This is a genomic window from Burkholderia sp. Bp9143 (assembly GCF_003853645.1).
Lineage (GTDB): Bacteria > Pseudomonadota > Gammaproteobacteria > Burkholderiales > Burkholderiaceae > Burkholderia.
In genome coordinates this window covers 52,393-72,759 of the sequence record NZ_QTPO01000019.1, presented here as the reverse complement: position 1 = coordinate 72,759, position 20,367 = coordinate 52,393, and the positions used below count along the sequence as shown (strand labels likewise).

The window sequence follows — 20,367 nt, the reverse complement described above, 5'->3', positions numbered from 1 at the left end:
ACCGGCACGTGATCGCCCGCCAGTCACGCGCGTTCGGCCGGTTCGTTACGCGCGCGTGCAGTGAAGCGTGGCTCGATCGGACGATCAGATTTCGGGATGCGAGCAGACCGCTTCGATGTTGTGCCCGTCCGGACCGATGACGAACGCGGCATAGTAGTTCGCGTGATACTGCGGGCGCAGGCCGGGTGCGCCGTTGTCCTTGCCGCCCGCCGCCAGCGCTGCACGGTGGAACGAATCGACTTGCGCGCGCGTGTCGGCGGCGAATGCGAGGTGAAGGCGGGCCGGTTTCTCGTCGGTCTGGAACAGGCACAGCGTCGGCTTGCCCGGTGTGCCGAGTTCGACGCCATAGGTCGGCACGCCTTCTGCGAGGACCGCTACGCCGAGCGGTTCGAGTGCACGGAGAAAGAACGCCTTGCTCGCTGCATAGTCGCTGACGCCGAATTTGACGTGGTCGAACATGAGGGGCCTTGAAGTGAGTGGGGCTGCACGGCGGATCCGACGCGATATTGCCATAGGTCACGGCCGCCCGCAGGGGCCCGATGGATGCCGGCATGTCATCGGCTTCATGACACGGTCGCGGTTTTCCGCTACAACAGCGAGGTGCCGCATCGACCGGCGCGGTGTGCCGCCGCGCCGCAGTCCGTCACCGACGCCCGCCCGGGCGGCCGGCCGGCACGTGTTGTTCACCTACCCCAAAGGAGCCTGCAGCCATGCCGACCATCACCACGAAGGACAACGTCGAGATCTTCTACAAGGACTGGGGCCCGAAGGATGCACAGCCGATCATGTTCCACCACGGCTGGCCGCTGTCCTCCGACGACTGGGATGCCCAGATGCTGTTCTTCGTCCAGAAGGGCTATCGCGTGATTGCCCACGATCGCCGCGGCCACGGCCGGTCGGCGCAGGTTTCCGATGGCCATGACATGGATCACTACGCGGCGGACGCGTTCGCGGTGGTCGAGGCGCTGGACTTGCGCAACGCGGTGCATATCGGCCACTCGACCGGCGGCGGCGAAGTCGCACGCTACGTGGCCCGCCACGGCGAGCCGGCCGGCCGCGTCGCGAAGGCGGTGCTGGTCAGCGCGGTGCCGCCGCTGATGCTGAAGACGGATGCCAATCCGGAAGGCCTGCCGCTCGACGTCTTCGACGGCTTCCGCAAGGCGCTCGCCGACAATCGCGCGCAATTCTTCCTGGACGTGCCGTCGGGCCCGTTCTACGGCTTCAATCGGCCCGGCGCGACGGTACATCAGGGCGTGATCCGGAACTGGTGGCGCCAGGGGATGGAAGGCAGCGCAAAGGCGCACTACGAAGGCATCAAGGCCTTCTCGGAAACGGACCAGACCGAAGACCTGCGGTCGATCTCGGTGCCGACGCTCGTGCTGCACGGTGAAGACGACCAGATCGTGCCGATCGCGGACTCGGCGCTGAAGTCGATCAAGCTGCTGAAGAACGGCACGCTGAAGACGTATCCGGGCTATTCGCACGGCATGCTGACGGTCAACGCCGATGTGCTGAACGCCGACCTGCTGGCCTTCGTCCAGTCGTAACGCGATCGGCGCATGCCCGCTTTCGCGGGCCGCGCCGCGCTGGCCGGCTATGCCGGCCAGCTTAAATCAGCTTGGGAATCCCGCGCGTCATGCCGAAGGGGGATGACGCCGCGACTTGTGGCGGTGCTGTACCGCGTTTTCGACGAAGCGGTGCGTTGGTCTCATCGCACGCACGCTCACCCGGTCGGTACTGCACACATCACGCATCACGCATCGTTCGCGGCGCTGTCGCCAACATCGCCTTCGATCGCGGCCATCAGGTCGTCGACGCCCACCATCAACGCCCGTACCTGCCGCAGCGATTCGTACTGGTGCAGCACCGAGCGCCATGACGGCAGTTCCAGCAGCGCGTGCCAGACGACGCCGAGGCCGCGCAGATCGGCGTCCGAGTGCTGCGTCAGCGCGCTCGCGTATTCAAGGCTCGCCGGCGCCGACAACAGCTGCATCCGGCTCGCGGCACCCAGCAGGCGCGGCGCCGGGTCTGCCGATGCATCGCAGCAGTACAGCACCTCGCGCTGCAATGCGGCATCGTCGATCGTCAGCGCGTGCAGCGACGCACCGTGCAGGCGTACCGCGCCTTCGCGCGTGTCGAACGCATAGACGGTGTCCGGATCGGCTTGCGCGAGCAGGCTCAGGCCGCGCAGCAGGCGCGGCAGATCGGTCGTCGCGGCATCCGCGGACGCCTTCGCCTCGACGAGGAACCGGACGTGCCACGCGGCCGACGGATCGTCGCCGCGCGCGCGCTCGAGCAGCACCGCATCCCACTCGGTTTTCGCGCGGTCATGCTTGCCCGGAATCGACGCCGGCACGCGCATCGACGTGACCACGCGATAGGTGCGGTGCGCATCGCCCGCATCGAGCTGCGCGGCCAACGCGTCGAGCGCCTGCGCGGCCAGCGCTTCGACGGCCGCGCCCCGCTGTTGCGACGTGACGCCCTGCGCGACGGCGAGCGCGCTGCCTTCGAGCGGACCCTGGCGGCCCCACAGCGTGCGGTATTGCTGGACGTCCGGATCCCGCGACAGTGCATGGAGACGCTGCAGCCGGGCCAGCGCGGCACTGTCTTTCAGTCTGGCGATGTCCTGCTCGAACGCGGTGTCGGTCGCCATCTCCGGTTGCGCGAGCAGGTGCCGCAGCGCGGCATCGAGTTCGTCCCACGCTGCGCCGGCCGCGGCCGCATGCAGCCGCGCGAGCGGCTCGCGTTGCCATGCCTGCGCATGCCGTTCGAGCCGGGCCGGATGCGCGATCGTGTTGACGGCCGAGCGCAGCATGCGCCGATCCTGTTCGGCATGTGCGGCGAGTGATGCGTATTCGCGCACGGCCGCCGCGCCATGTCGAAGCACCGCGGCCTGGAAGGCGGGGTCGCCGGATTGCACGTCCATCGCGTCGCGGATCATCCGCGCGAGCGCGTCGATGAAACGGCGTTGCAATGCCGCGTCGGGCGGTCGGCCGTCGGCCCGCATCCGGCGCGCTTCCTCGATCACGATGGCGATGACGGTGGCCGGGTTCGCGGCGTCGGTCAGCGACGACGCGCGCACGAGCGGCGGCAGCCGGTAGCGGCGATCGACGGCGCGCAGGACTTCGTTCAGCAGGGCGGGCAACGGTGTCGGCGGCATGGCGAATGACGGGAGGGCACGCGGTTCGCGCGCGTGACGGGCGATGTGCAACGGTATCACGTCGCGCCGGCAGGCAGGGCCGGGCGCCGCGCGCTCGCCGGGATTCACGCGCGGGCCGCCCCCGCCGCCGGACGTCAGGCCGTCAGCGTCACCGACAGGCTGCCGAGTTCGCCGAAGCGCACCGTCAGCGCATCGCCGAGCGGCACGTCGATCGCGCCCGCATACGAACCGGTCGTCACGATCTGGCCGGCGCGCGCGCCGTCGCCGCGCGATGCGAGGAAATTCACCAGCCACACGAGCGGCTTGAGCGGATCGCCGTCCGGATGGCGGCCGTCGATCGTGCGATTCAGCGCACCCTCGAACGACAGCGCGAGCGTCTCGAGCGGCGCGTTCAACCCGTCCGGTACGACGGGGCCCACGCACAGCCCCTGGTTGAACTGGCCGTCGGCAAGCAGTTCGAATTTCGACGCGCGCGCGGGCTCCGCATAGCGGCAGCCCAGCACCTCGAGCACGATGCGCACTTCGCGGATCGCGCCGCGCACGTCGAGCTCGTCGTACGGCTGCGCGCGGGCGGGCAGGTCGCGATCGAGCACGAACGCGATTTCCGGCTCGATCCGCACGATCGGGCCGCCGACGACGCGGTACGGCGCATCGGCTTCGCGGATCGTCGAAGCGAAGATCGGCGCGACGATCACGCGGTCGGGCGGCGGCAGCGCGCATTTCCAGCCGCCGATGGTCTCGCCGAGCAGGTCGGCGACGCGATGCTGGATCGCGAGCGCGGTTTCGACGTTCTCGGGGCGCAAGGCGTCGGGCAGCAGCGGGCCGGGCACGCCGGCATGGCGGGCGGCGACGAGATGCTGGGCGGCGCCGGCCACGCGTTCGGTAGTCGTTGTCATGTCGGTTGAGCGAGTTGAAGGTGAGCCGGCAAAATGGGGCCGGACGAAGGTCGCAACATCGATGATAGCGCTTTCGGCGGCATGGCCGCTCGGTTGCACGGCGCGGCCGCCGGTACGGCGCGCCGATTGCACCGCGTGGCGCTTTGCCGCACGACCCGCTTCCGGGGAATCTTGATCGCCGTCAACCTTCGCACCCGCCGTCAGCCGATGATGGGCACATGGCCGCGCGCCACCGCGCCCGGCAACTACCCCAGCGAGGTTTGCATGTACAAGAAGATCATGGTGGCCGTCGACGGCAGCGCTTCGTCGAAACAGGCGCTTGCCGAGGCAGTGAAGGTGGCACTGGCGGGCGACACGCACGTCAGCGTCGTGTACGTGGTCGACAAGTCGGTGCTGTTCACGTACGCGGGCCGTTTCGACCCGCACGCGCTCATCGAGGAAATCCGCGACGAAGGGCGCAAGGTGCTGCGTGAAGCCGAGCAGGTCATCGCGCAAGCCGGCGCGAAAGGCGAGGGCGAGCTCGTCGAAACCGAGAGCATCGGCGAGGACATCGCGGAACGCCTGCAGCGTTACGTGAAGGAGCGCGGGATCGATCTCGCGGTGGTCGGCACGCATGGGCGGCGCGGCATCCGGCGCGTGGTGCTCGGGAGCGTCGCCGAGCGCTTCGTGCGCGGCTCGAAGTGCCCGGTGCTGCTGATTCGCGGCGACGACACCGGCGTGCCGGCTTCCGCCGCGGCAGCCTGACGCGGCGAGGGCGCGATGATACGTCGCCAGTACCGGATCGTCGTCGCGGCGATTGCCGTGTTCGTGTCGCTCGCGGGGATGATGGCCGTCGTGACCGGGCTGCTGTTCGACGAAACGATCGCGCTGCGTGGCGGCGCGATCGCGTTGATCGCCGGTGTGGCCTGCTTTGTCGTGATGCTCAACCCGGGGCCGAAGGGCGAGGGTTGACGGGCGGCCCGTGCCGGCTCCGCCGGTCAGCGGCGCCCGACGCGCGCGGCTCGCGCGTGCCGTGCCGCCGCGCTTGTTGTTCCTTGCCCGTCTGCCGCGCCCGACGCATTTGCGTCACCCCTCTCCAGCCGGTATCGCCAGCTGCTTCAACACATCAGCCGGCACCGCGCTTCTCCGTCGAATCTTCCTCGCATACCTGAAGGCGTCGCACATTTCATCGCGACCCGGGCATAGCCATGCCCGGCCTTTGCTGCCGCGTGCACATGCGTCGTCCGCACTGACGGGCGGGACGAAGCGCGTCGCGTCGTGAAAATGCGCTTCCCAAATGTAATGGTGTGATCGACGGGCGGCCGGCATGACGTCGCACGTGTTGCGCGGTCTTCCATGAACAAACCGGCGCGGCCCGGCGATTCCCGATGGACGTCGCCGGTCATTGCAGCGCAATGCACGCGGACTACGCCCGAAGCCATGATTGACCGGCCATCCCGCGTCCGGCATGGCGGCTGCCGTCTCGCGATCGCTGCCCGTCTGGCGTCGTTGTGCACCGGTGAACGATATCGTGATTTGTATCAAGTCGTGATACGTCGATTCGAAAGAGAATCGATTCGACCCGGCCGCAAAGGATGAGCACGGACGGAACGATCGACATCCGATCGTCCTTTACAACCGGTAATTCACCTCCTTAAATAATCAGGGTCTGCCAAAAGACCGGAAAAAACGAGATCCCCATGAGCCATTTCCTGGATAGATTGCGTTATTTCTCCACCACAAGGCCAACCTTCTCCGACGGACATGGCGCCGTCACGGACGAGGGCCGCAAATGGGAGGACGGCTACCGGCTGCGCTGGCAGCACGACAAGATCGTCCGTTCGACCCACGGGGTGAACTGCACGGGTTCGTGCTCGTGGAAGGTCTATGTGAAAGGCGGGATCGTCACCTGGGAAACCCAGCAGACCGATTACCCGCGCACGCGCCCCGACATGCCGAACCACGAACCGCGCGGCTGCTCGCGCGGCGCCTCGTACTCCTGGTATCTGTATAGCGCGAACCGTCTCAAGCATCCTATGGTTCGCAGCGCGCTGGTGAAGCTGTGGCGCGAACGCCGGCGCACGCTTGGCGCCGTCGACGCCTGGCGCTCGATCGTCGAGGACGACGACGCGCGGCGTTCGTACCAGAGCCGGCGCGGGCTCGGCGGCTTCGTGCGCGCGAGCTGGGACGAGGTCAACGAAATCGTTGCGGCTGCAAACGTTTACACGGTCGAGCGGCACGGCCCCGATCGCGTGGTCGGCTTCTCGCCGATTCCGGCAATGTCGATGGTGTCGTACGCGGCGGGTTCCCGCTACCTGTCGCTGATCGGTGGCGTATGCCTGAGCTTCTACGACTGGTATTGCGACCTGCCGCCCGCGTCGCCGCAGACCTGGGGCGAGCAGACCGACGTGCCGGAATCGGCCGACTGGTACAACTCGACGTTCATCATGATGTGGGGCTCCAATGTCCCGCAGACCCGCACGCCCGACGCGCACTTCCTCGTCGAGGCGCGCTATCGCGGCACCAAGGTCGTGTCGGTGTTCCCCGACTATTCGGAAGGCGCGAAGTTCGGCGACCTGTGGCTGCACCCGAAGCAGGGCACCGACGCGGCGCTCGCGCTCGCGATGGGGCACGTGATCCTCAAGGAATTCCATCTTGCCGGCAAGAGCGACTACTTCGTCGACTACTGCAAGCGCTACACCGACATGCCGTGCCTCGTGCGCCTCGTGCCGCACGGTGACGGCTACGTGCCCGAGCGCCTCGTGCGCGCGTCCGATTTCGACGACTCGCTCGACGAGGCCGCGCATCCGGACTGGAAGACCGTGATGATCGACGACGCGACCGGCGAGTTCGTCGTGCCGGTCGGCTCGGTGGGTTTCCGCTGGGGGCAGCAGGCGGATGCCGACAAGGGCAAGTGGAACCTGCGCGGCGAGACCTCGAAGGGCGCGGCGCTGTCACCGCGGCTGACCTGCACGGCCGAGCACGACGACGTGGTCGACGTGCTGTTCCCGTACTTCGGCAACCAGCCGCACGCGCACTTCAACTCGACGCAGCACGGCTCCGAGCTGTCGCGCCGGATCGGCGTGCGGCGCGTCGCGACGCGCGACGGCGAGATGCTGGTCGCGACCGTCTATGACCTGTTCGTCGCGAACTACGGGCTCGACCAGGGGCTGGGCGGGCGTGACGTAGCCGCCAGCTACGACGACGATCTCCCGTACACGCCGGCGTGGCAGGAAGCGATCACCGGCGTGAAGCGCGCGGACGTGATCTCGGTCGCGCGGCAATTCGCGGAGAACGCGCACAAGACGCAAGGCAAGTCGATGGTGATCATCGGCGCGGGGATCAACCACTGGTTCCACATGGACATGTCGTACCGCGCGATCATCAACATGCTGATCATGTGCGGCTGCGTCGGCAAGCCGGGCGGCGGCTGGTCGCATTACGTGGGCCAGGAGAAGCTGCGTCCGCAGACGGGCTGGACCGCGCTCGCGTTCGCGCTCGACTGGAACCGGCCGCCGCGCCACATGAACGCGACGTCGTTCTTCTACGCGCACACCGACCAGTGGCGCTACGACACGATGGACCCGGGCGCGCTGCTGTCGCCGCTCGCCGACAAGACGCAGTTCCACGGTTCGCCGATCGACTACAACGTGCGCGCGGAACGGATGGGCTGGCTGCCGTCCGCGCCGCAGCTCGCGGTGAATCCGCTGAAGGTCGGCGCGAGTCTCGGCGACCCGGCGCAGGCCGGTGCCGACGTCGCGCGGCAACTGAAAGCCGGCATGCTGCGGATGGCGTGCGAGGACCCCGACTCACCCGACAACTTCCCGCGCAACCTGTTCGTGTGGCGCTCGAACCTGCTCGGCTCGTCGGGCAAGGGCCACGAGTATTTCCTGAAGCACCTGCTCGGCACGACCAACGGCGTGCAGGGCGAGGATCTCGGCGCGACGGGCGGCGCCCGCCCGGAGGAAGTGAAGTGGCACGACGAAGCGCCGCGCGGCAAGCTCGACCTGCTCGTCACGCTCGACTTCCGGATGTCGACGACCTGCATGTATTCGGACGTCGTGCTGCCGACCGCGACGTGGTACGAGAAGGACGACATGAACACGTCCGACATGCATCCGTTCATCCATCCGCTGTCGGCGGCGGTCGATCCCGCGTGGGAATCGAAGAGCGACTGGGAGATCTTCAAGGGAATCGCGAAGCGTTTCTCCGAGCTGTGCGCCGGCCATCTCGGCGTCGAACGCGACGTCGTGCTCGCGCCGATCGCGCACGACACGCCGGGCGAACTCGCGCAGCCGTTCGACGTGCAGGACTGGAAGCGCGGCGAATGCGAGCCGGTGCCGGGCCGCACGATGCCGGCCGTGATTGCCGTCGAGCGCGACTACCCGAACACCTACGCGCGCTTCACGTCGCTCGGGCCGCTGATGGACAAGCTCGGCAACGCGGGCAAGGGCATCGGCTGGGATACGAAGGACGAAGTGAAGCTGCTCGGCCAGCTCAACTACACGGTCGCCCACGGCGCCGCGCAGGGGCGCCCGCGCATCGACACGGCGCTCGACGCGGCCGAGGTGATCCTCGCGCTCGCGCCGGAAACCAACGGCGAAGTCGCGGTGAAGGCATGGCGTGCGCTGTCCGGCATCACCGGCATCGATCACGCGCACCTGGCCGTCGCGCGCGAAGACGAGAAGATCCGTTTCCGCGACATCCAGGCGCAGCCGCGCAAGATCATCTCGTCGCCGACGTGGAGCGGGATCGAATCCGAGCACGTGTCGTACAACGCCGGTTATGTGAACGTGCACGAGCTGGTGCCGTGGCGCACGCTGACCGGCCGTCAGCAGCTGTACCAGGATCATCCGTGGATGCGCGCGTTCGGCGAGTCGCTGTGCGCGTACAAGCCGCCGATCGACACAGGCAGCTACGCGCATATGGTCGGCAAGCGCTCGAACGGCAATCCCGAGCGCGTGCTGAACTTCCTGACGCCGCACCAGAAGTGGGGAATCCACAGCACGTACACGGACAACCTGCTGATGCTGACGCTGTCGCGCGGCGGCCCGATCGTGTGGATGTCGGAGGACGACGCGAAGGCGATCGGCGTGGTCGATAACGACTGGATCGAGTGCTACAACTCGAACGGCGCGTTGTGCGCGCGGGCGGTGGTGAGCCAGCGGATTCCGTCCGGGATGGTGATGATGTACCACGCGCAGGAAAAGATCGTGAACACACCGGGCTCCGAGATCACCGGCACGCGCGGCGGCATTCACAACTCGGTCACGCGCATCGCGTTGAAGCCGACCCACATGATCGGCGGCTATGCGCAGCTGTCGTATGGCTTCAACTACTACGGCACGGTCGGCTCGAATCGCGACGAGTTCCTGATCGTGCGCAAGATGAACAGGATCGACTGGCTCGATGGAGAAGAGGCCGTAACCGACACACCGAACGTTCGGGCTTTGCATGGGATGGGAGTAAGCGCTAAAGCGCCAACTCCCATCGACACCGGAGAAACGTCATGAAAGTACGTGCACAGATCGCGATGGTGCTGAACCTCGACAAGTGCATCGGGTGCCATACCTGCTCGGTGACCTGCAAGAATGTGTGGACCAGCCGCGAAGGAATGGAATACGCGTGGTTCAACAACGTCGAGACCAAGCCGGGCATCGGCTATCCGAAGGACTGGGAGAACCAGGACCGCTGGCGCGGCGGCTGGCAGCGGCGTGCGGACGGCAGGATCGAGCCGCGTCTGGGCGGCAAGTGGCGGCTGCTCGCGCAGATCTTCGCGAACCCGCACCTGCCCGAAATCGACGACTACTACGAGCCGTTCACGTTCGACTACGGCCATCTTCAGGAAGCGGGCAACACGCGCGCGATGCCGGTGGCCCGGCCGCGCTCGCTGATCAGCGGCCAGCGGCTCGAGAAGATCGAGTGGGGCCCGAACTGGGAGGAGATCCTCGGCGGAGAGTTCGAGAAGCGCGCGAAGGACTATAACTTCGAGTCGGTACAGAAGGAAATCTACGGGCAGTTCGAGAACACCTTCATGATGTACCTGCCGCGCCTCTGCGAGCACTGCCTGAATCCGGCGTGCGTCGCGTCGTGCCCGTCGGGCTCGATCTACAAGCGCGAGGAAGACGGCATCGTGCTGATCGACCAGGACAAGTGCCGCGGCTGGCGCATGTGCGTGTCGGGCTGCCCGTACAAGAAGATCTACTACAACTGGCAGAGCGGCAAGGCCGAGAAGTGCATCTTCTGCTATCCGCGCATCGAGGCCGGCCAGCCGACCGTGTGTTCGGAAACCTGCGTCGGCCGCATCCGCTACCTCGGCGTGCTGCTGTACGACGCCGACCGGATCAGCGAGGCCGCCAGCGCGGAGAACGAGAAGGACCTGTACGAAGCGCAGCTGTCGCTGTTCCTCGATCCGGAGGATCCGGCCGTGATCGCGCAGGCCGAGCGCGACGGCGTGCCGGCCGCGTGGATCGACGCCGCGCGGCGCTCGCCGACCTACAAGATGGCGATCGACTGGAAGATCGCGTTCCCGCTGCATCCGGAATACCGGACGCTGCCGATGGTCTGGTACGTGCCGCCGCTGTCGCCGATCAACTCGGCCGCGAACAGCGGCGCGCTCGGGATGAACGGCTACCTGCCGGACGTCGAATCGCTGCGCATTCCGCTGCGTTACCTGGCGAACCTGCTGACGGCCGGCGACGAGGCGCCCGTGAAGCTCGCGCTCGAACGGCTGCTCGCGATGCGTGCGTTCATGCGCGCGCGTCACGTCGACGGCATCGATGCGCGCGGCGTGCTCGACCAGGTCGGGCTGTCGCTCGCGCAGGTCGAGGAGATGTACCGCTATCTCGCGATCGCGAACTACGAGGATCGTTTCGTGATCCCGACGACCCACCGCGAGTATGCGGAGAACGCGTACGACCTGCGTGCATCGTGCGGCTTCTCGTTCGGCAACGGCTGTTCCGACGGCCGTTCGGAGGGCAGCCTGTTCAGCCCGAAGAAGGGCACGAAAACCATTCCGATCCACGAGGCATCCCGATGAGCACCGCACCCGATCCGACCTACGCGGCGTTCGCGGCGCTGCTCGACTATCCCGACGACGCGCTCGTCGACGTGCTCGACTCGATCGAAACCCACCTGCGCGAACGCGCGCGCGTGCCGAAGGCGGTGCGCGCGGGCCTCGATCGGTTTTTCGCGTACGTGCGCGAGCGCGACCTGCTGACGCTGCAGGAGAACTACGTGGCGCTGTTCGATCGCGGCCGCGCGACGTCGCTGCACCTGTTCGAACACGTGCACGGCGAATCGCGCGATCGCGGGCAGGCGATGGTCGATCTGCTGCAGATGTACGAGCGGCACGGGCTGACGTTGAACCCGGGCGAGTTGCCCGACTACCTGCCCGTGTTCCTCGAATATCTGTCGCGGCTGCCGGCACCCGATGCGAGCAACCTGCTCGGCGAGACCGGCGAGATCCTGCGCGCGCTGGCCGGCCAGCTTGCGCAGCGCGGCAGCCATTACAGCTTCGTCGTCGGCGCGCTGTTGCCGATGGCCGGCCTCGCGCCGGTCGACGCACCGGCGGATGCGGACGACGACGTGGCCGCCGCGCGGCCGAGTGCCGACGACTACCGCGCGCTCGATGCGTCGTATGCGGACGAAGCGGTGCGCTTCGTCGGCGCGGCGACGCCGGCCGAGCAGACGGTGCGGTTCCACGACAAGCGGCCGGCCCGCGGCGCGTAAGCGCGGGCCCAACTGGGGAAAGACATGAATGCTTACTTGCATCAGTTCCTGTTCGGGATCTACCCGTACATCTGTCTCGCGGTGCTGCTGGTCGGCAGCCTGATCCGCTTCGACCGCGAGCAATACACGTGGAAAAGCGATTCGTCGCAGCTGTTGCGCCACGGGATGCTGCGGCTCGGCAGCAACCTGTTCCACTGGGGCGTGCTGGTCGTCGTGCTCGGCCACTTCGGCGGTTTTCTTGCGCCGCACTGGCTCGTGTCGCCGTTCCTGTCGGCGTCCGGGCACCAGCTCGTCGCGATGGTGGCGGGCGGTGCGGCCGGCGTCGCGGCGATCATCGGGCTGACGATCCTGATCTGGCGTCGTCTCGGCGACCCGCGCATCCGCAAGAACAGCCGCAAGTCCGACATCCTGATCGTGCTGATGCTGTGGGTGCAGCTCGCGCTCGGGCTCGGCACCGTCGTGCTGTCGACGCGCCATATGGACGGCGCGATGTTCGAGCAGCTCACCGACTACGTGAAGGGCGTCGTCACGTTCCGGCCGGACATCGCGAGCCTGCTGGTCGGCGTGCCGCTCACGTACCGGCTGCATATCCTGCTCGGCTTTACGATTTTCCTCGTGTCGCCGTTCACGCGGATGGTGCATATCTGGAGCGGCATCGCATCGGTCGCGTACCTGATTCGCCCGTACCAGCTCGTGCGCAAGCGCTGAGGAGGCCGCATGAACGACGTTCTCTCCGAAGTCGCGACGGCGCCGCTGACGATCAACGGTGTCGCGATCGACGACGCGGCTATTGCCGCCGAGGCCGGGCATCACGGCGACGCGCCCGATCCGCTCGACGCGGCACGGCATGCGCTTGCGGTGCGCGAATTGCTGCGGCAGCGCGCGGTGTCGCTCGCGCTGATCGATGAAGGCGCGCCGCTCGACGATGCCGCAGTCGACGCATTGCTCGAGCGCGAACTGACGCACGTGCCCGAACCCGATCGCGCCGACTGCGAGCGCTACTACGCGCAGCATCCGGCACGCTTTCGGCGCAACGACATCGTCTATGCGAGCCACGTGCTGTTCGCGGTGACCGACCGCGTGCCGCTCGCGCCGTTGCGGCAGCGCGCGGAACGCGCGCTCGCCGACGTGGTCGCCGCGCCCGATACGTTCGAAGCGCTCGCGCGCGCGTCGTCGAACTGCCCGTCGGCACAGGTCGGCGGCAGCCTCGGGCAATTGCTGCGCGGCGACACCGTGCCGGAATTCGAGGCCGCGCTGTTCGACACGGACGGGCTCGGCGTGCTGCCGAAACTCGTCAATACACGCTTCGGCTTCCACATCGTGCGCATCGAGCGCCGCGTGCCGGGCGACACGGTGCCGCTCGACGAGGCCGCCGGCCAGATCGCCGCGTACCTGTCGGAACGCGTGCGGCAACGGGCGATGCGGCAGTACGTGGCGATACTCGCGAGCGGCGCGCGCATCGAAGGCGTGACCTTCGACGGCGCGAACGGGCCGCTCGTCCAATGAAACGGGGTTTTGCGTATGTCAACTCAACAGGGTAACCTCGGCCGGGCCGGGGACACACAGGCCATCCCGCTGCGCGCATGGTCGGTGCTGGCCGCGAGCACGCTCGCGTTCATGGTGTGCTTCGTCGTGTGGATGATGTTCGGCGTGCTCGGCGTGCAGCTGCGTACCGATCTCGGCCTGAACAGCACCCAGTTCGGCCTGCTCACGTCGACGCCCGTGCTGACCGGCGCGCTGATGCGCTTGCCGCTCGGCACGTGGACCGACCGCTTCGGCGGCCGCATCGTGATGACGGTGCTGCTCGTCGTGTGCGCGATTCCCGTCTACATCGTCAGCTACGCGACGCAGCTCTGGCAGTTCCTGTTCATCGGGCTGTTCCTCGGCTGCGTCGGCGCGTCGTTCGCGGTCGGCACGCCGTATGTCGCGCGGTTCTTTCCGCCGAAGCGGCGCGGGCTCGCGATGGGCGTGTTCGGCGCGGGCACGTGCGGCGCGGCCGTGAACCTGTTCGTCACGCCGCTGCTGCTGTCCGCGTACGGCTGGCGCTTCGTGCCGCGTGTCTATGCGATCGCGCTGCTCGTCACGGCCGTGATCTTCTGGTTCGCGTCGGCGCCCGATCCGGGGGCCGGCAAACGGGGCGGCTCGATGCTCGACGCGTTCAAGGTGTTGCGCGACCCGCGCGTGTGGCGGCTCTGCCAGTACTACTCGATCACGTTCGGCGGCTTCACCGCGCTGTCGCTGTGGATTCCGCAGTACCTGAAGAGCGAATACGGGATGTCGCTCGTGATGGCGTCCGCGTTCGCGGCAGGCTTCTCGCTGCCGGGCTCGGTGCTGCGCGCGCTCGGCGGCGCGCTGTCCGATCGCTTCGGCGCGCACGCGGTCACGTGGTGGGGGCTGTGGGTCGCGTGGATCGCGCTGTTCCTGCTGTCGTATCCGGCGACCGACTTCGTGATCCATACGATCGACGGCACCGCGTCGCTGAACCTGGCGATGCCGGTGGCCGGATTCGTTGCGCTGACCTTCGTGCTCGGTGCGGTGTTCGCGTTCGGGATGGCGTCGACCTTCAAGTACGTCGCCGACGATTTCCCGGACAACATGGGTGTCGTCACGGGCATCGTCGGGCTCGCGGGCGGGCTCGGCGGCTTCCTGCTGCCGATCCTGTTCGGCGTGCTGCTCGACCTGCTGCGGGTGCGCACGACCTGCTTCATGTTCCTGTACGGGGTCGTGTGGGTGTCGCTGATCCTCATCTACCTGTCCGAGGTGCGGCGCACGCCTGTGGTGGGCTGACCGTTCCCGCGCGATGCCGGCAGCGTCCGGCATCGCGCGGGTGTCGTGCAACGCTTCGGGCGTTTTCGAGCGTGCGCAGTTCTGTCAAACTGGCGCCCATGACACCGCGCCTCGCTCCACTGCCTTCCTCCGATTCCGCACCTGCACCCGCGGGCTTTCCCGACGCCGATGAACTGGCCGCGCTGCGTGCGTGGTATGCGGGCATGACCGTGCGCCAGGCCGTCGAGCGCTATCTGCCCGATCGTCTCGGCGAAGGTCGCTCGGCGCGCGGCGTGATCGGCGGGATTCGTCGTCGCCTCGTGCGTGTCGCGCGGCAGGCCGGGCGGCCCGATCTCGCCGAGCAGCTCGGTCATGCCGACAGCGAGCGCATTCAGGCGGCGAAAGCCGCGACCGATGCGATCGGCCTGCTGCGCCATGCGCGCCCGCCGGTGCCGCAGATCAGCGACGACGTCGGCCTGTGGCTGCCGGCGCGCGCGGTCGTCGCGCTGCGTGCGCACGGGATCGCGACGCTGGCCGACCTGACCGTGCGGATTCCGCGGCGGCGTCAGTGGTGGCGCGCGATCGCGGGGCTCGGCGTGGCGAGCGCGCGGCATGTCGAGGCGTTCTTTTCCGCGCATCCGGAGCTGACCGAGCGGGCGCGCGCGCTGATCGCGGCGACGCCGCGCAGCGGCATCGTGCCGTGGGAGCAGCTGAAACTGCCGCACGAGGTCGACGGGTCGGCCGGCACGTTCCGCGCGCCGCGCGCGACCAGCACGCTCGATGCGGACAACGACTATGCGGCCGTGCACGCGTGGCTGTCGCTGCACGAATCGGCCGCGACGCGTCGCGCGTACCGGAAGGAGGCCGAGCGGCTGATCCTGTGGGCGATCGTCGAGCGTGGGCGCGCGCTGTCGTCGCTGACGACCGAGGACGCGGTCGCGTATCGCGCGTTCTTGCGCAACCCGACGCCGCACGAACGCTGGATCGGCCCGGTGCGGCCGCGCGGCGCGCCGGACTGGCGGCCGTTTTCGGGCGGATTGTCCGCACGTTCGGCCGCCTACACGCTGTCGGTGCTCGGCGCGCTGTTCCGCTGGCTGATCGAGCAGCGCTACCTGCTCGCGAATCCGTTCGCGGGCGTGAAGGTGCGCGACACGCGCGGCGCGAACGCGCTCGATACGTCGCATGCGTTCACCGAAGGCGAGTGGCTGCTCGTGCGCACGATCGCCGACGGGCTCGAATTCCAGAAGCGCACGGCCGACGGCGCGCCGCAGTCCGGCTGGACGCCGGCCGCCGCGCAACGGCTGCGCTTCATCCTCGATTTCGGTTATGCGACCGGGCTGCGCGCAAGCGAACTGGTCGGCGCGACGCTCGGCGACATCGATACGGACGCGCACGGCGATGCATGGCTGAAGGTGATCGGCAAAGGCAGCAAGGCCGCGCGCGTCGCGCTGCCGCCGCTCGCGCGCACTGCGCTCGATCGGCATCTGGTCGCACGGCGGCTGCCGGTGACGCCGGTGCGCTGGCGGCCCGATACGCCGCTGATTCCGAGCCTCGCGGAAGACGGCGCGGCCGGGATCACGAGCGTGCGGCTGTGGAAGGTGATGCAGCGGTTCTTCGCGCAGACGGCCGCGCTCGTCGACGACGACAACCCGGCGCTCGCGCAGAAGCTGCGGCAGGCAAGCCCGCACTGGATGCGCCATACGCACGCGACGCATGCGCTCGCGCGCGGCGCGGAGCTGACGACGGTGCGCGACAACCTGCGGCATGCGTCGATCTCGACGACCTCGATCTATCTGCACGGGGATGACGTGAAGCGGGCGCGGCAGATGTCGAGTGCGTTCTCGGCCGACAAATGAGCAGCACGCGGAGCCGGGCGCACGCGCGGTTGCGCGAGGAGTGAACGGAACGACACCGCATCGGCGACGGTCAGAAGGGTTATTCGGTAACGGAGTGGATGGATGGCATCGAGTCAGGGAACCGTCGATTTCATTGTCGAGCAGATGGCTCCGGCGGGCACGGTATCGGCCCGCAAGATGTTCGGCGAATATGGAATCTACTGCGACGGCAAAATGGTCGCGCTGGTGTGCGACGACCGACTGTTCGTCAAGCCGACTCCGGACGGGCGTGCGTTTCTCGGTGCGTGCGAGGAAGGTCCGCCGTATCCGACGGCGAAGCCGCATCTCGTCATCGGAGGCGAGCGCTGGGACGACCGCGAATGGCTGTCGACGCTGATCCGGATCACCGCCGCGCAATTGCCGGTGCCGGTGAAGCGGAGCCGATAGCGGTCGGCGTATTCTGTGAACCATGCGCGCCAATACTGCGCCCCCCGCAGGAGCACAAGAATGGAGACATCCGAACACCCGCAAGCCCCGCGATACGCGCGCCGCGCCTGGCGCGCGCTGGTCGCGGCGCTATGCGTCGGCTGGAGCGCGCTGTCGTTCGGCGCGGACGGCGCGGCGGCGCTGCTCGACCGCTACCACAGCCTCGGCGAGCAACTGAAGAACAACCCGTTCCATCGCCCGCTTTACCTCGAGTCGTCCGAGGCATCGTCGTCGCTGAAAGGCGACATCTACGCGGTCGTCGACTACCCGTTCTCCGTCGTGAGCGGCAAGCTCAACGACCCCGCGCAGGGCCCCGCGAACTGGTGCGCGGTGCTGATCCTGCACCTGAACACGAAGTACTGTCACGCGTCGACCGGCAGCAACGGCCCGGTGCTCGACGTGAACCTCGGCCGCAAGATCGAGCAGAAGCTGTCGGATACCTATCGCGTGCAGTTTCGCTATGGCGTGGCCGCCGCGACGCCCGACTACTTCCAGGTCGACCTGACCGCCGACAGCGGCCCGATGGGCACCAAGGACTACCGGATCGCGCTGGAGGCCGTGCCGGTCGGCGCATCGCGCACGTTCCTGCACCTCACGTATTCGTACGGCTTCGGCACGGTCGGCCGCATGGCGATGAAGACCTACCTCGCGACGGTCGGAAGCGACAAGGTCGGGTTCACGGTCGCCAGCGGCGCATCGGCCGCGCAGCCGCAATATATCGGCGGCGTGCGCGGATTGCTGGAGCGCAACACGATGCGTTACTACCTCGCGATCGACACGTATCTCGCGACGCTCGACAAGCCGCTCGACCAGCGCCTCGCACGCTGGTTCGACGCGACCGAGCAGTATCCGCAGCAACTGCACGAAGTCGAGCGGGGGGCGTATCTGCAGATGAAAGCGCAGGAGGTGCAGCGGCAGCAGGCGGCGCGATGACGCCACCTGCTGCCGGCTGCTCGGCGTCGATCAGTTCGACGCGCCGCCGACCGTGCGAATGCTGTGCCACTGTCCCTGTTCGACGCGGAACAGCGTGTAGGGCGGTTTGATCAGGTCGCCGCGCTCGTCGAACGAGATCTTCCCGGTCACACCGGTGACCGACACGCCCGGCAGGCTCGCGACGATCTTGCCGCGGTCGACCGAATCGGCCTTGTGGATCGCCGCGATCATCGCGAGCGCCGCGTCGTACGCGAACGGCGCATACAGCTCGACGTCCTGGTTGAAGCGCGCCTTGTAGCGCTGCGCGAATGCGATGGCGGACGGCAGCTTGTCGAGCGCTGGCCCCGGCTCGAGATCCTGCGTGCCTTCGCCCGCGTTGCCGGCGATCTTCAGGAACGCATTGCTCTTCAGCGCACCGGCGCCGAACAGCTGCGCGCGGATGCCGAGCGAGCGCATCTGCTTGACGAGCATCGCGCCCTGTTCGTCGAGGCCGCCGAAGAACAGCAGGTCGACGTTGTTGCTCTTCATCGTCGTCAGGATGCCGCGGAAATCGACCGCCTTGTCGTTCGTGTATTCACGGCCGACGATGGTGCCGTGCGCATCCTTCACGCCTTTCTCGAATGCATCCGCGAGCCCCTGGCCGAATGCGGTGCGGTCGTCGATGATACCGATCCGCTTCGCCTTCAGCTGCTCGACCGCGAAGCGTCCGGCGACCACGCCGCCGACGCCGTCGTGCCCCATCGTGCGGAACACGTTCTTGAAGCCCTGCATCGTCAGTTGCGGATTGGTGGAGCCGGGCGTGATCATCGCGACGTTCGCCTGCCTGTAGACGGCCGACGCGGGGATGCTGCAGCCCGAGTTGTAGTGGCCGATCACGCCGACCACGCCGTCGTCGACGAGTTTCTGCCCGACCTGGATCGCGATGCGCGGATCGGCCTGGTCGTCCTGTACGTCGAGCACGAAGCGCACGGGCTTGCCGCCGATGGTCGGATGCTTCGCGTTCTCCTCGTCGAGCGCGAGCTGCGCGCCGTATTGCAGGTCCTTGCCGACGCGCGCGACCGGCCCCGTCAGTGGGCCGGCGAAGCCGATCTTGACGGTTTCCGGGTCCGCGCCGTACGCGGATGCGGCTGCGGCCGTGCCGAGCGAGCAGACGGCCAGCCATGCCAGCCAGTTACGACGTTTCATGATGCCTCCTTGCAGTGGTGGAAGTCGCGGCGCGCGTCAGAATCGCGCGGCCCGGTATGGAGTCAGATCCAGCGGCGGCGCGCGTTGCGCGACGAGATCGGCGACGATCCGCCCGGTGATGCCGGCGAGCGTGACGCCGAGATGCTGGTGGCCGAATGCGTGAATCACACGCTCGCTGCGCCGCGCGCGGCCGATCACGGGCACGCCGTCCGGCAGCGTGGGCCGAAAGCCGAGCCAGCTGCGCGTCGGCGCGCCGAGCGACGGCAGCGCCTCGCGCGCGGAACGCGTGAGCAGCGCGATCAGCGAACGGTTCATGCCGGCGTCGAAGCCACCGAGCTCGACGGTGCCGGCCGCGCGCAATCCTTCGTCGAGCGGCGTCATGTAGAACCCGCGCTCGGCCCAGCCGACCGGCCGCGTGACGATCTGCTCGTGCGCGGCGAACTGCACGTGGTAGCCGCGCTCGGTATCGAGCGGCACGGTGTCGCCGCACGCGGCGGCGAATGCGCGCGAGCGGGCGCCGGCGGCAATCACCACATGATCGAAGCGGCGCGCGGCGCCGCCCGCATGCAGGTTCACGCCGTCGCCGACGGGCTCGATCCGGTCGACCTGCGCACGTTCGAGCGTCGCGCCGCCGGTTGCCAGATGCGCGAACAGTTCGCCGAGAAACCCGCACGGATCGGAGAAATGCCAGCTCCCGTGGAACAGCACGCCGCGCGTGAAGATCGGCGCGAGCGCGGGCTCGAGCCGGCGGATCGCGTCCGCGTCGAGCGTATCGAACGGCACGCCGAGCCGGCGCCGCAACGCGAGCGACGGTTGCGCGGCGTCGAACGACGCCTGCCGTGCATACAGGTACAGGCATTCGCGCGGCCGCACGAATGCCGCGAGCCGCGACGGGGCGAGCAGCGGCGCATAGCCGTCGGCGGCGCGCGACAGCAGCGCGGCCAGCGCGCTCGCGCTGCGCGCGTGATGCGCCGGCGTCGACGCGACGAGGAACCGCGCGAGCCACGGCGCGCCGCGCAGCAGGTAGGGCCAGCGGATGCGCAGCGGGCTGTCGGCGGCGAACAGGAAGTGCGGCATGTCGCGGAACACGGACGGGCCGTTGACGGGCACGCAGCCATACGGCGCGAACGTCGCGGCGTTGCCGAACGACGCGCCATGGCCGACGCCGGCCGGGTCGAACAGCGTGACGCGATGCCCGTCGCGCTGCAGCCATGCCGCCGCGCCGAGCCCGATGAAGCCTGCACCCACGATGGCGATGTTCGCCATGACGCCTCTCCTTCGGCACACCTGGTTCACACAAAGATGGGATTAAGAATCACACAGTAATTTTTTGTGTGCAATCAAAAATCGATTGTGTGGTGCTAACGTTTACCCGATTGGAACTGGCTGATTCAAC

General features: G+C 67.9%; 17 protein-coding genes. 12 read left to right on the top strand and 5 right to left on the bottom strand.

Annotated elements, in window-relative coordinates; all coding sequences use genetic code 11:
* Positions 1–84 precede the first annotated feature (84 nt).
* Positions 85–459, bottom strand: coding sequence for a VOC family protein (locus DIE23_RS16415; RefSeq protein WP_124613097.1), 375 nt, complete (start codon positions 457–459; stop codon positions 85–87).
* 251 nt (positions 460–710) lie between these two features.
* Between DIE23_RS16415 and DIE23_RS16410 the strand changes: the two genes are divergently transcribed.
* A complete protein-coding gene (locus tag DIE23_RS16410; RefSeq protein WP_124613096.1) occupies positions 711–1,547 on the top strand; it encodes an alpha/beta fold hydrolase in 837 nt (278 codons plus the stop codon).
* A 206-nt stretch (positions 1,548–1,753) separates the two neighbouring features.
* Here the strand turns inward: DIE23_RS16410 and DIE23_RS16405 are convergent, their stop codons facing one another.
* Both DIE23_RS16405 and DIE23_RS16400 read right to left on the bottom strand, forming a co-directional pair.
* Positions 1,754–3,160 (bottom strand): 3-deoxy-D-arabino-heptulosonate 7-phosphate synthase, encoded by a 1,407-nt coding sequence (locus tag DIE23_RS16405; protein ID WP_124613095.1) that lies wholly within the window; start codon positions 3,158–3,160, stop codon positions 1,754–1,756.
* A gap of 134 nt (positions 3,161–3,294) precedes the next feature.
* A complete protein-coding gene (locus DIE23_RS16400) occupies positions 3,295–4,056 on the bottom strand; it encodes a 2-keto-4-pentenoate hydratase (protein WP_124613094.1) in 762 nt (253 codons plus the stop codon).
* A 264-nt stretch (positions 4,057–4,320) separates the two neighbouring features.
* On the opposite strand from DIE23_RS16400, the gene DIE23_RS16395 reads away from it, so the two are divergent.
* The 11 genes from DIE23_RS16395 to DIE23_RS16345 all read left to right on the top strand — a co-directional run bounded on the left by DIE23_RS16395 (position 4,321) and on the right by DIE23_RS16345 (position 17,786).
* Entirely contained in the window at positions 4,321–4,800 is a 480-nt protein-coding gene (locus DIE23_RS16395; RefSeq protein WP_124613093.1) for a universal stress protein, read from the top strand.
* Positions 4,801–4,815: 15 nt separating this feature from the next.
* Complete coding sequence (locus tag DIE23_RS16390; protein WP_124613092.1) at positions 4,816–5,007, top strand: DUF2964 family protein; 192 nt, start codon at positions 4,816–4,818, stop codon at positions 5,005–5,007.
* 728 nt (positions 5,008–5,735) lie between these two features.
* Positions 5,736–9,548, top strand: coding sequence for a nitrate reductase subunit alpha (locus DIE23_RS16385; protein WP_260436084.1), 3,813 nt, complete (start codon positions 5,736–5,738; stop codon positions 9,546–9,548).
* On the top strand, positions 9,545–11,074 hold the full coding sequence (gene narH, locus DIE23_RS16380) for a nitrate reductase subunit beta (protein WP_124613091.1): 1,530 nt from the start codon (positions 9,545–9,547) through the stop codon (positions 11,072–11,074). The genes DIE23_RS16385 and narH overlap by 4 nt, the downstream gene beginning before the upstream one ends.
* Positions 11,071–11,766, top strand: coding sequence for a nitrate reductase molybdenum cofactor assembly chaperone (gene narJ, locus DIE23_RS16375; protein WP_124613090.1), 696 nt, complete (start codon positions 11,071–11,073; stop codon positions 11,764–11,766). Before narH ends, narJ begins: the two co-directional genes overlap by 4 nt.
* A gap of 24 nt (positions 11,767–11,790) precedes the next feature.
* The gene (gene narI / locus DIE23_RS16370) at positions 11,791–12,474 is read left to right on the top strand and encodes a respiratory nitrate reductase subunit gamma (protein WP_124613089.1); all 684 of its coding nucleotides are present in this window, start codon (positions 11,791–11,793) and stop codon (positions 12,472–12,474) included.
* Between the two features lie 9 nt (positions 12,475–12,483).
* A complete protein-coding gene (locus DIE23_RS16365; protein WP_124613088.1) occupies positions 12,484–13,272 on the top strand; it encodes a peptidylprolyl isomerase in 789 nt (262 codons plus the stop codon).
* Between the two features lie 15 nt (positions 13,273–13,287).
* Positions 13,288–14,553 (top strand): nitrate/nitrite transporter, encoded by a 1,266-nt coding sequence (locus DIE23_RS16360; protein WP_124613087.1) that lies wholly within the window; start codon positions 13,288–13,290, stop codon positions 14,551–14,553.
* Between the two features lie 98 nt (positions 14,554–14,651).
* Positions 14,652–16,388: a site-specific integrase gene (locus tag DIE23_RS16355; RefSeq protein ID WP_124613086.1), complete on the top strand. Its 1,737-nt coding sequence runs from the start codon at positions 14,652–14,654 to the stop codon at positions 16,386–16,388.
* A gap of 102 nt (positions 16,389–16,490) precedes the next feature.
* On the top strand, positions 16,491–16,814 hold the full coding sequence (locus DIE23_RS16350; RefSeq protein WP_124613085.1) for a TfoX/Sxy family protein: 324 nt from the start codon (positions 16,491–16,493) through the stop codon (positions 16,812–16,814).
* Positions 16,815–16,874: 60 nt separating this feature from the next.
* Positions 16,875–17,786 (top strand): hypothetical protein, encoded by a 912-nt coding sequence (locus DIE23_RS16345; protein ID WP_124613084.1) that lies wholly within the window; start codon positions 16,875–16,877, stop codon positions 17,784–17,786.
* 30 nt (positions 17,787–17,816) lie between these two features.
* Here DIE23_RS16345 and DIE23_RS16340 read toward each other — a convergent pair whose 3' ends face one another.
* The gene (locus DIE23_RS16340; protein WP_124613083.1) at positions 17,817–18,971 is read right to left on the bottom strand and encodes a branched-chain amino acid ABC transporter substrate-binding protein; all 1,155 of its coding nucleotides are present in this window, start codon (positions 18,969–18,971) and stop codon (positions 17,817–17,819) included.
* Between the two features lie 36 nt (positions 18,972–19,007).
* Complete coding sequence (locus DIE23_RS16335; protein WP_124613082.1) at positions 19,008–20,237, bottom strand: FAD-binding oxidoreductase; 1,230 nt, start codon at positions 20,235–20,237, stop codon at positions 19,008–19,010.
* Positions 20,238–20,367: the final 130 nt, after the last annotated feature.

What these genes read in the sequence shown, in the direction of transcription:
- DIE23_RS16360 (WP_124613087.1), top strand. Translation starts at nt 13,288, where the DNA reads ATGTCAACTCAACAGGGTAACCTCGGCCGGGCCGGGGACACACAGGCC.
- DIE23_RS16405 (WP_124613095.1), bottom strand. Translation starts at nt 3,160, where the DNA reads ATGCCGCCGACACCGTTGCCCGCCCTGCTGAACGAAGTCCTGCGCGCC.
- DIE23_RS16390 (WP_124613092.1), top strand. Translation starts at nt 4,816, where the DNA reads ATGATACGTCGCCAGTACCGGATCGTCGTCGCGGCGATTGCCGTGTTC.
- DIE23_RS16340 (WP_124613083.1), bottom strand. Translation starts at nt 18,971, where the DNA reads ATGAAACGTCGTAACTGGCTGGCATGGCTGGCCGTCTGCTCGCTCGGC.
- DIE23_RS16410 (WP_124613096.1), top strand. Translation starts at nt 711, where the DNA reads ATGCCGACCATCACCACGAAGGACAACGTCGAGATCTTCTACAAGGAC.
- DIE23_RS16365 (WP_124613088.1), top strand. Translation starts at nt 12,484, where the DNA reads ATGAACGACGTTCTCTCCGAAGTCGCGACGGCGCCGCTGACGATCAAC.
- DIE23_RS16355 (WP_124613086.1), top strand. Translation starts at nt 14,652, where the DNA reads ATGACACCGCGCCTCGCTCCACTGCCTTCCTCCGATTCCGCACCTGCA.
- DIE23_RS16335 (WP_124613082.1), bottom strand. Translation starts at nt 20,237, where the DNA reads ATGGCGAACATCGCCATCGTGGGTGCAGGCTTCATCGGGCTCGGCGCG.
- narI (WP_124613089.1), top strand. Translation starts at nt 11,791, where the DNA reads ATGAATGCTTACTTGCATCAGTTCCTGTTCGGGATCTACCCGTACATC.
- DIE23_RS16345 (WP_124613084.1), top strand. Translation starts at nt 16,875, where the DNA reads ATGGAGACATCCGAACACCCGCAAGCCCCGCGATACGCGCGCCGCGCC.
- narH (WP_124613091.1), top strand. Translation starts at nt 9,545, where the DNA reads ATGAAAGTACGTGCACAGATCGCGATGGTGCTGAACCTCGACAAGTGC.
- DIE23_RS16350 (WP_124613085.1), top strand. Translation starts at nt 16,491, where the DNA reads ATGGCATCGAGTCAGGGAACCGTCGATTTCATTGTCGAGCAGATGGCT.
- narJ (WP_124613090.1), top strand. Translation starts at nt 11,071, where the DNA reads ATGAGCACCGCACCCGATCCGACCTACGCGGCGTTCGCGGCGCTGCTC.
- DIE23_RS16395 (WP_124613093.1), top strand. Translation starts at nt 4,321, where the DNA reads ATGTACAAGAAGATCATGGTGGCCGTCGACGGCAGCGCTTCGTCGAAA.
- DIE23_RS16415 (WP_124613097.1), bottom strand. Translation starts at nt 459, where the DNA reads ATGTTCGACCACGTCAAATTCGGCGTCAGCGACTATGCAGCGAGCAAG.
- DIE23_RS16400 (WP_124613094.1), bottom strand. Translation starts at nt 4,056, where the DNA reads ATGACAACGACTACCGAACGCGTGGCCGGCGCCGCCCAGCATCTCGTC.
- DIE23_RS16385 (WP_260436084.1), top strand. Translation starts at nt 5,736, where the DNA reads ATGAGCCATTTCCTGGATAGATTGCGTTATTTCTCCACCACAAGGCCA.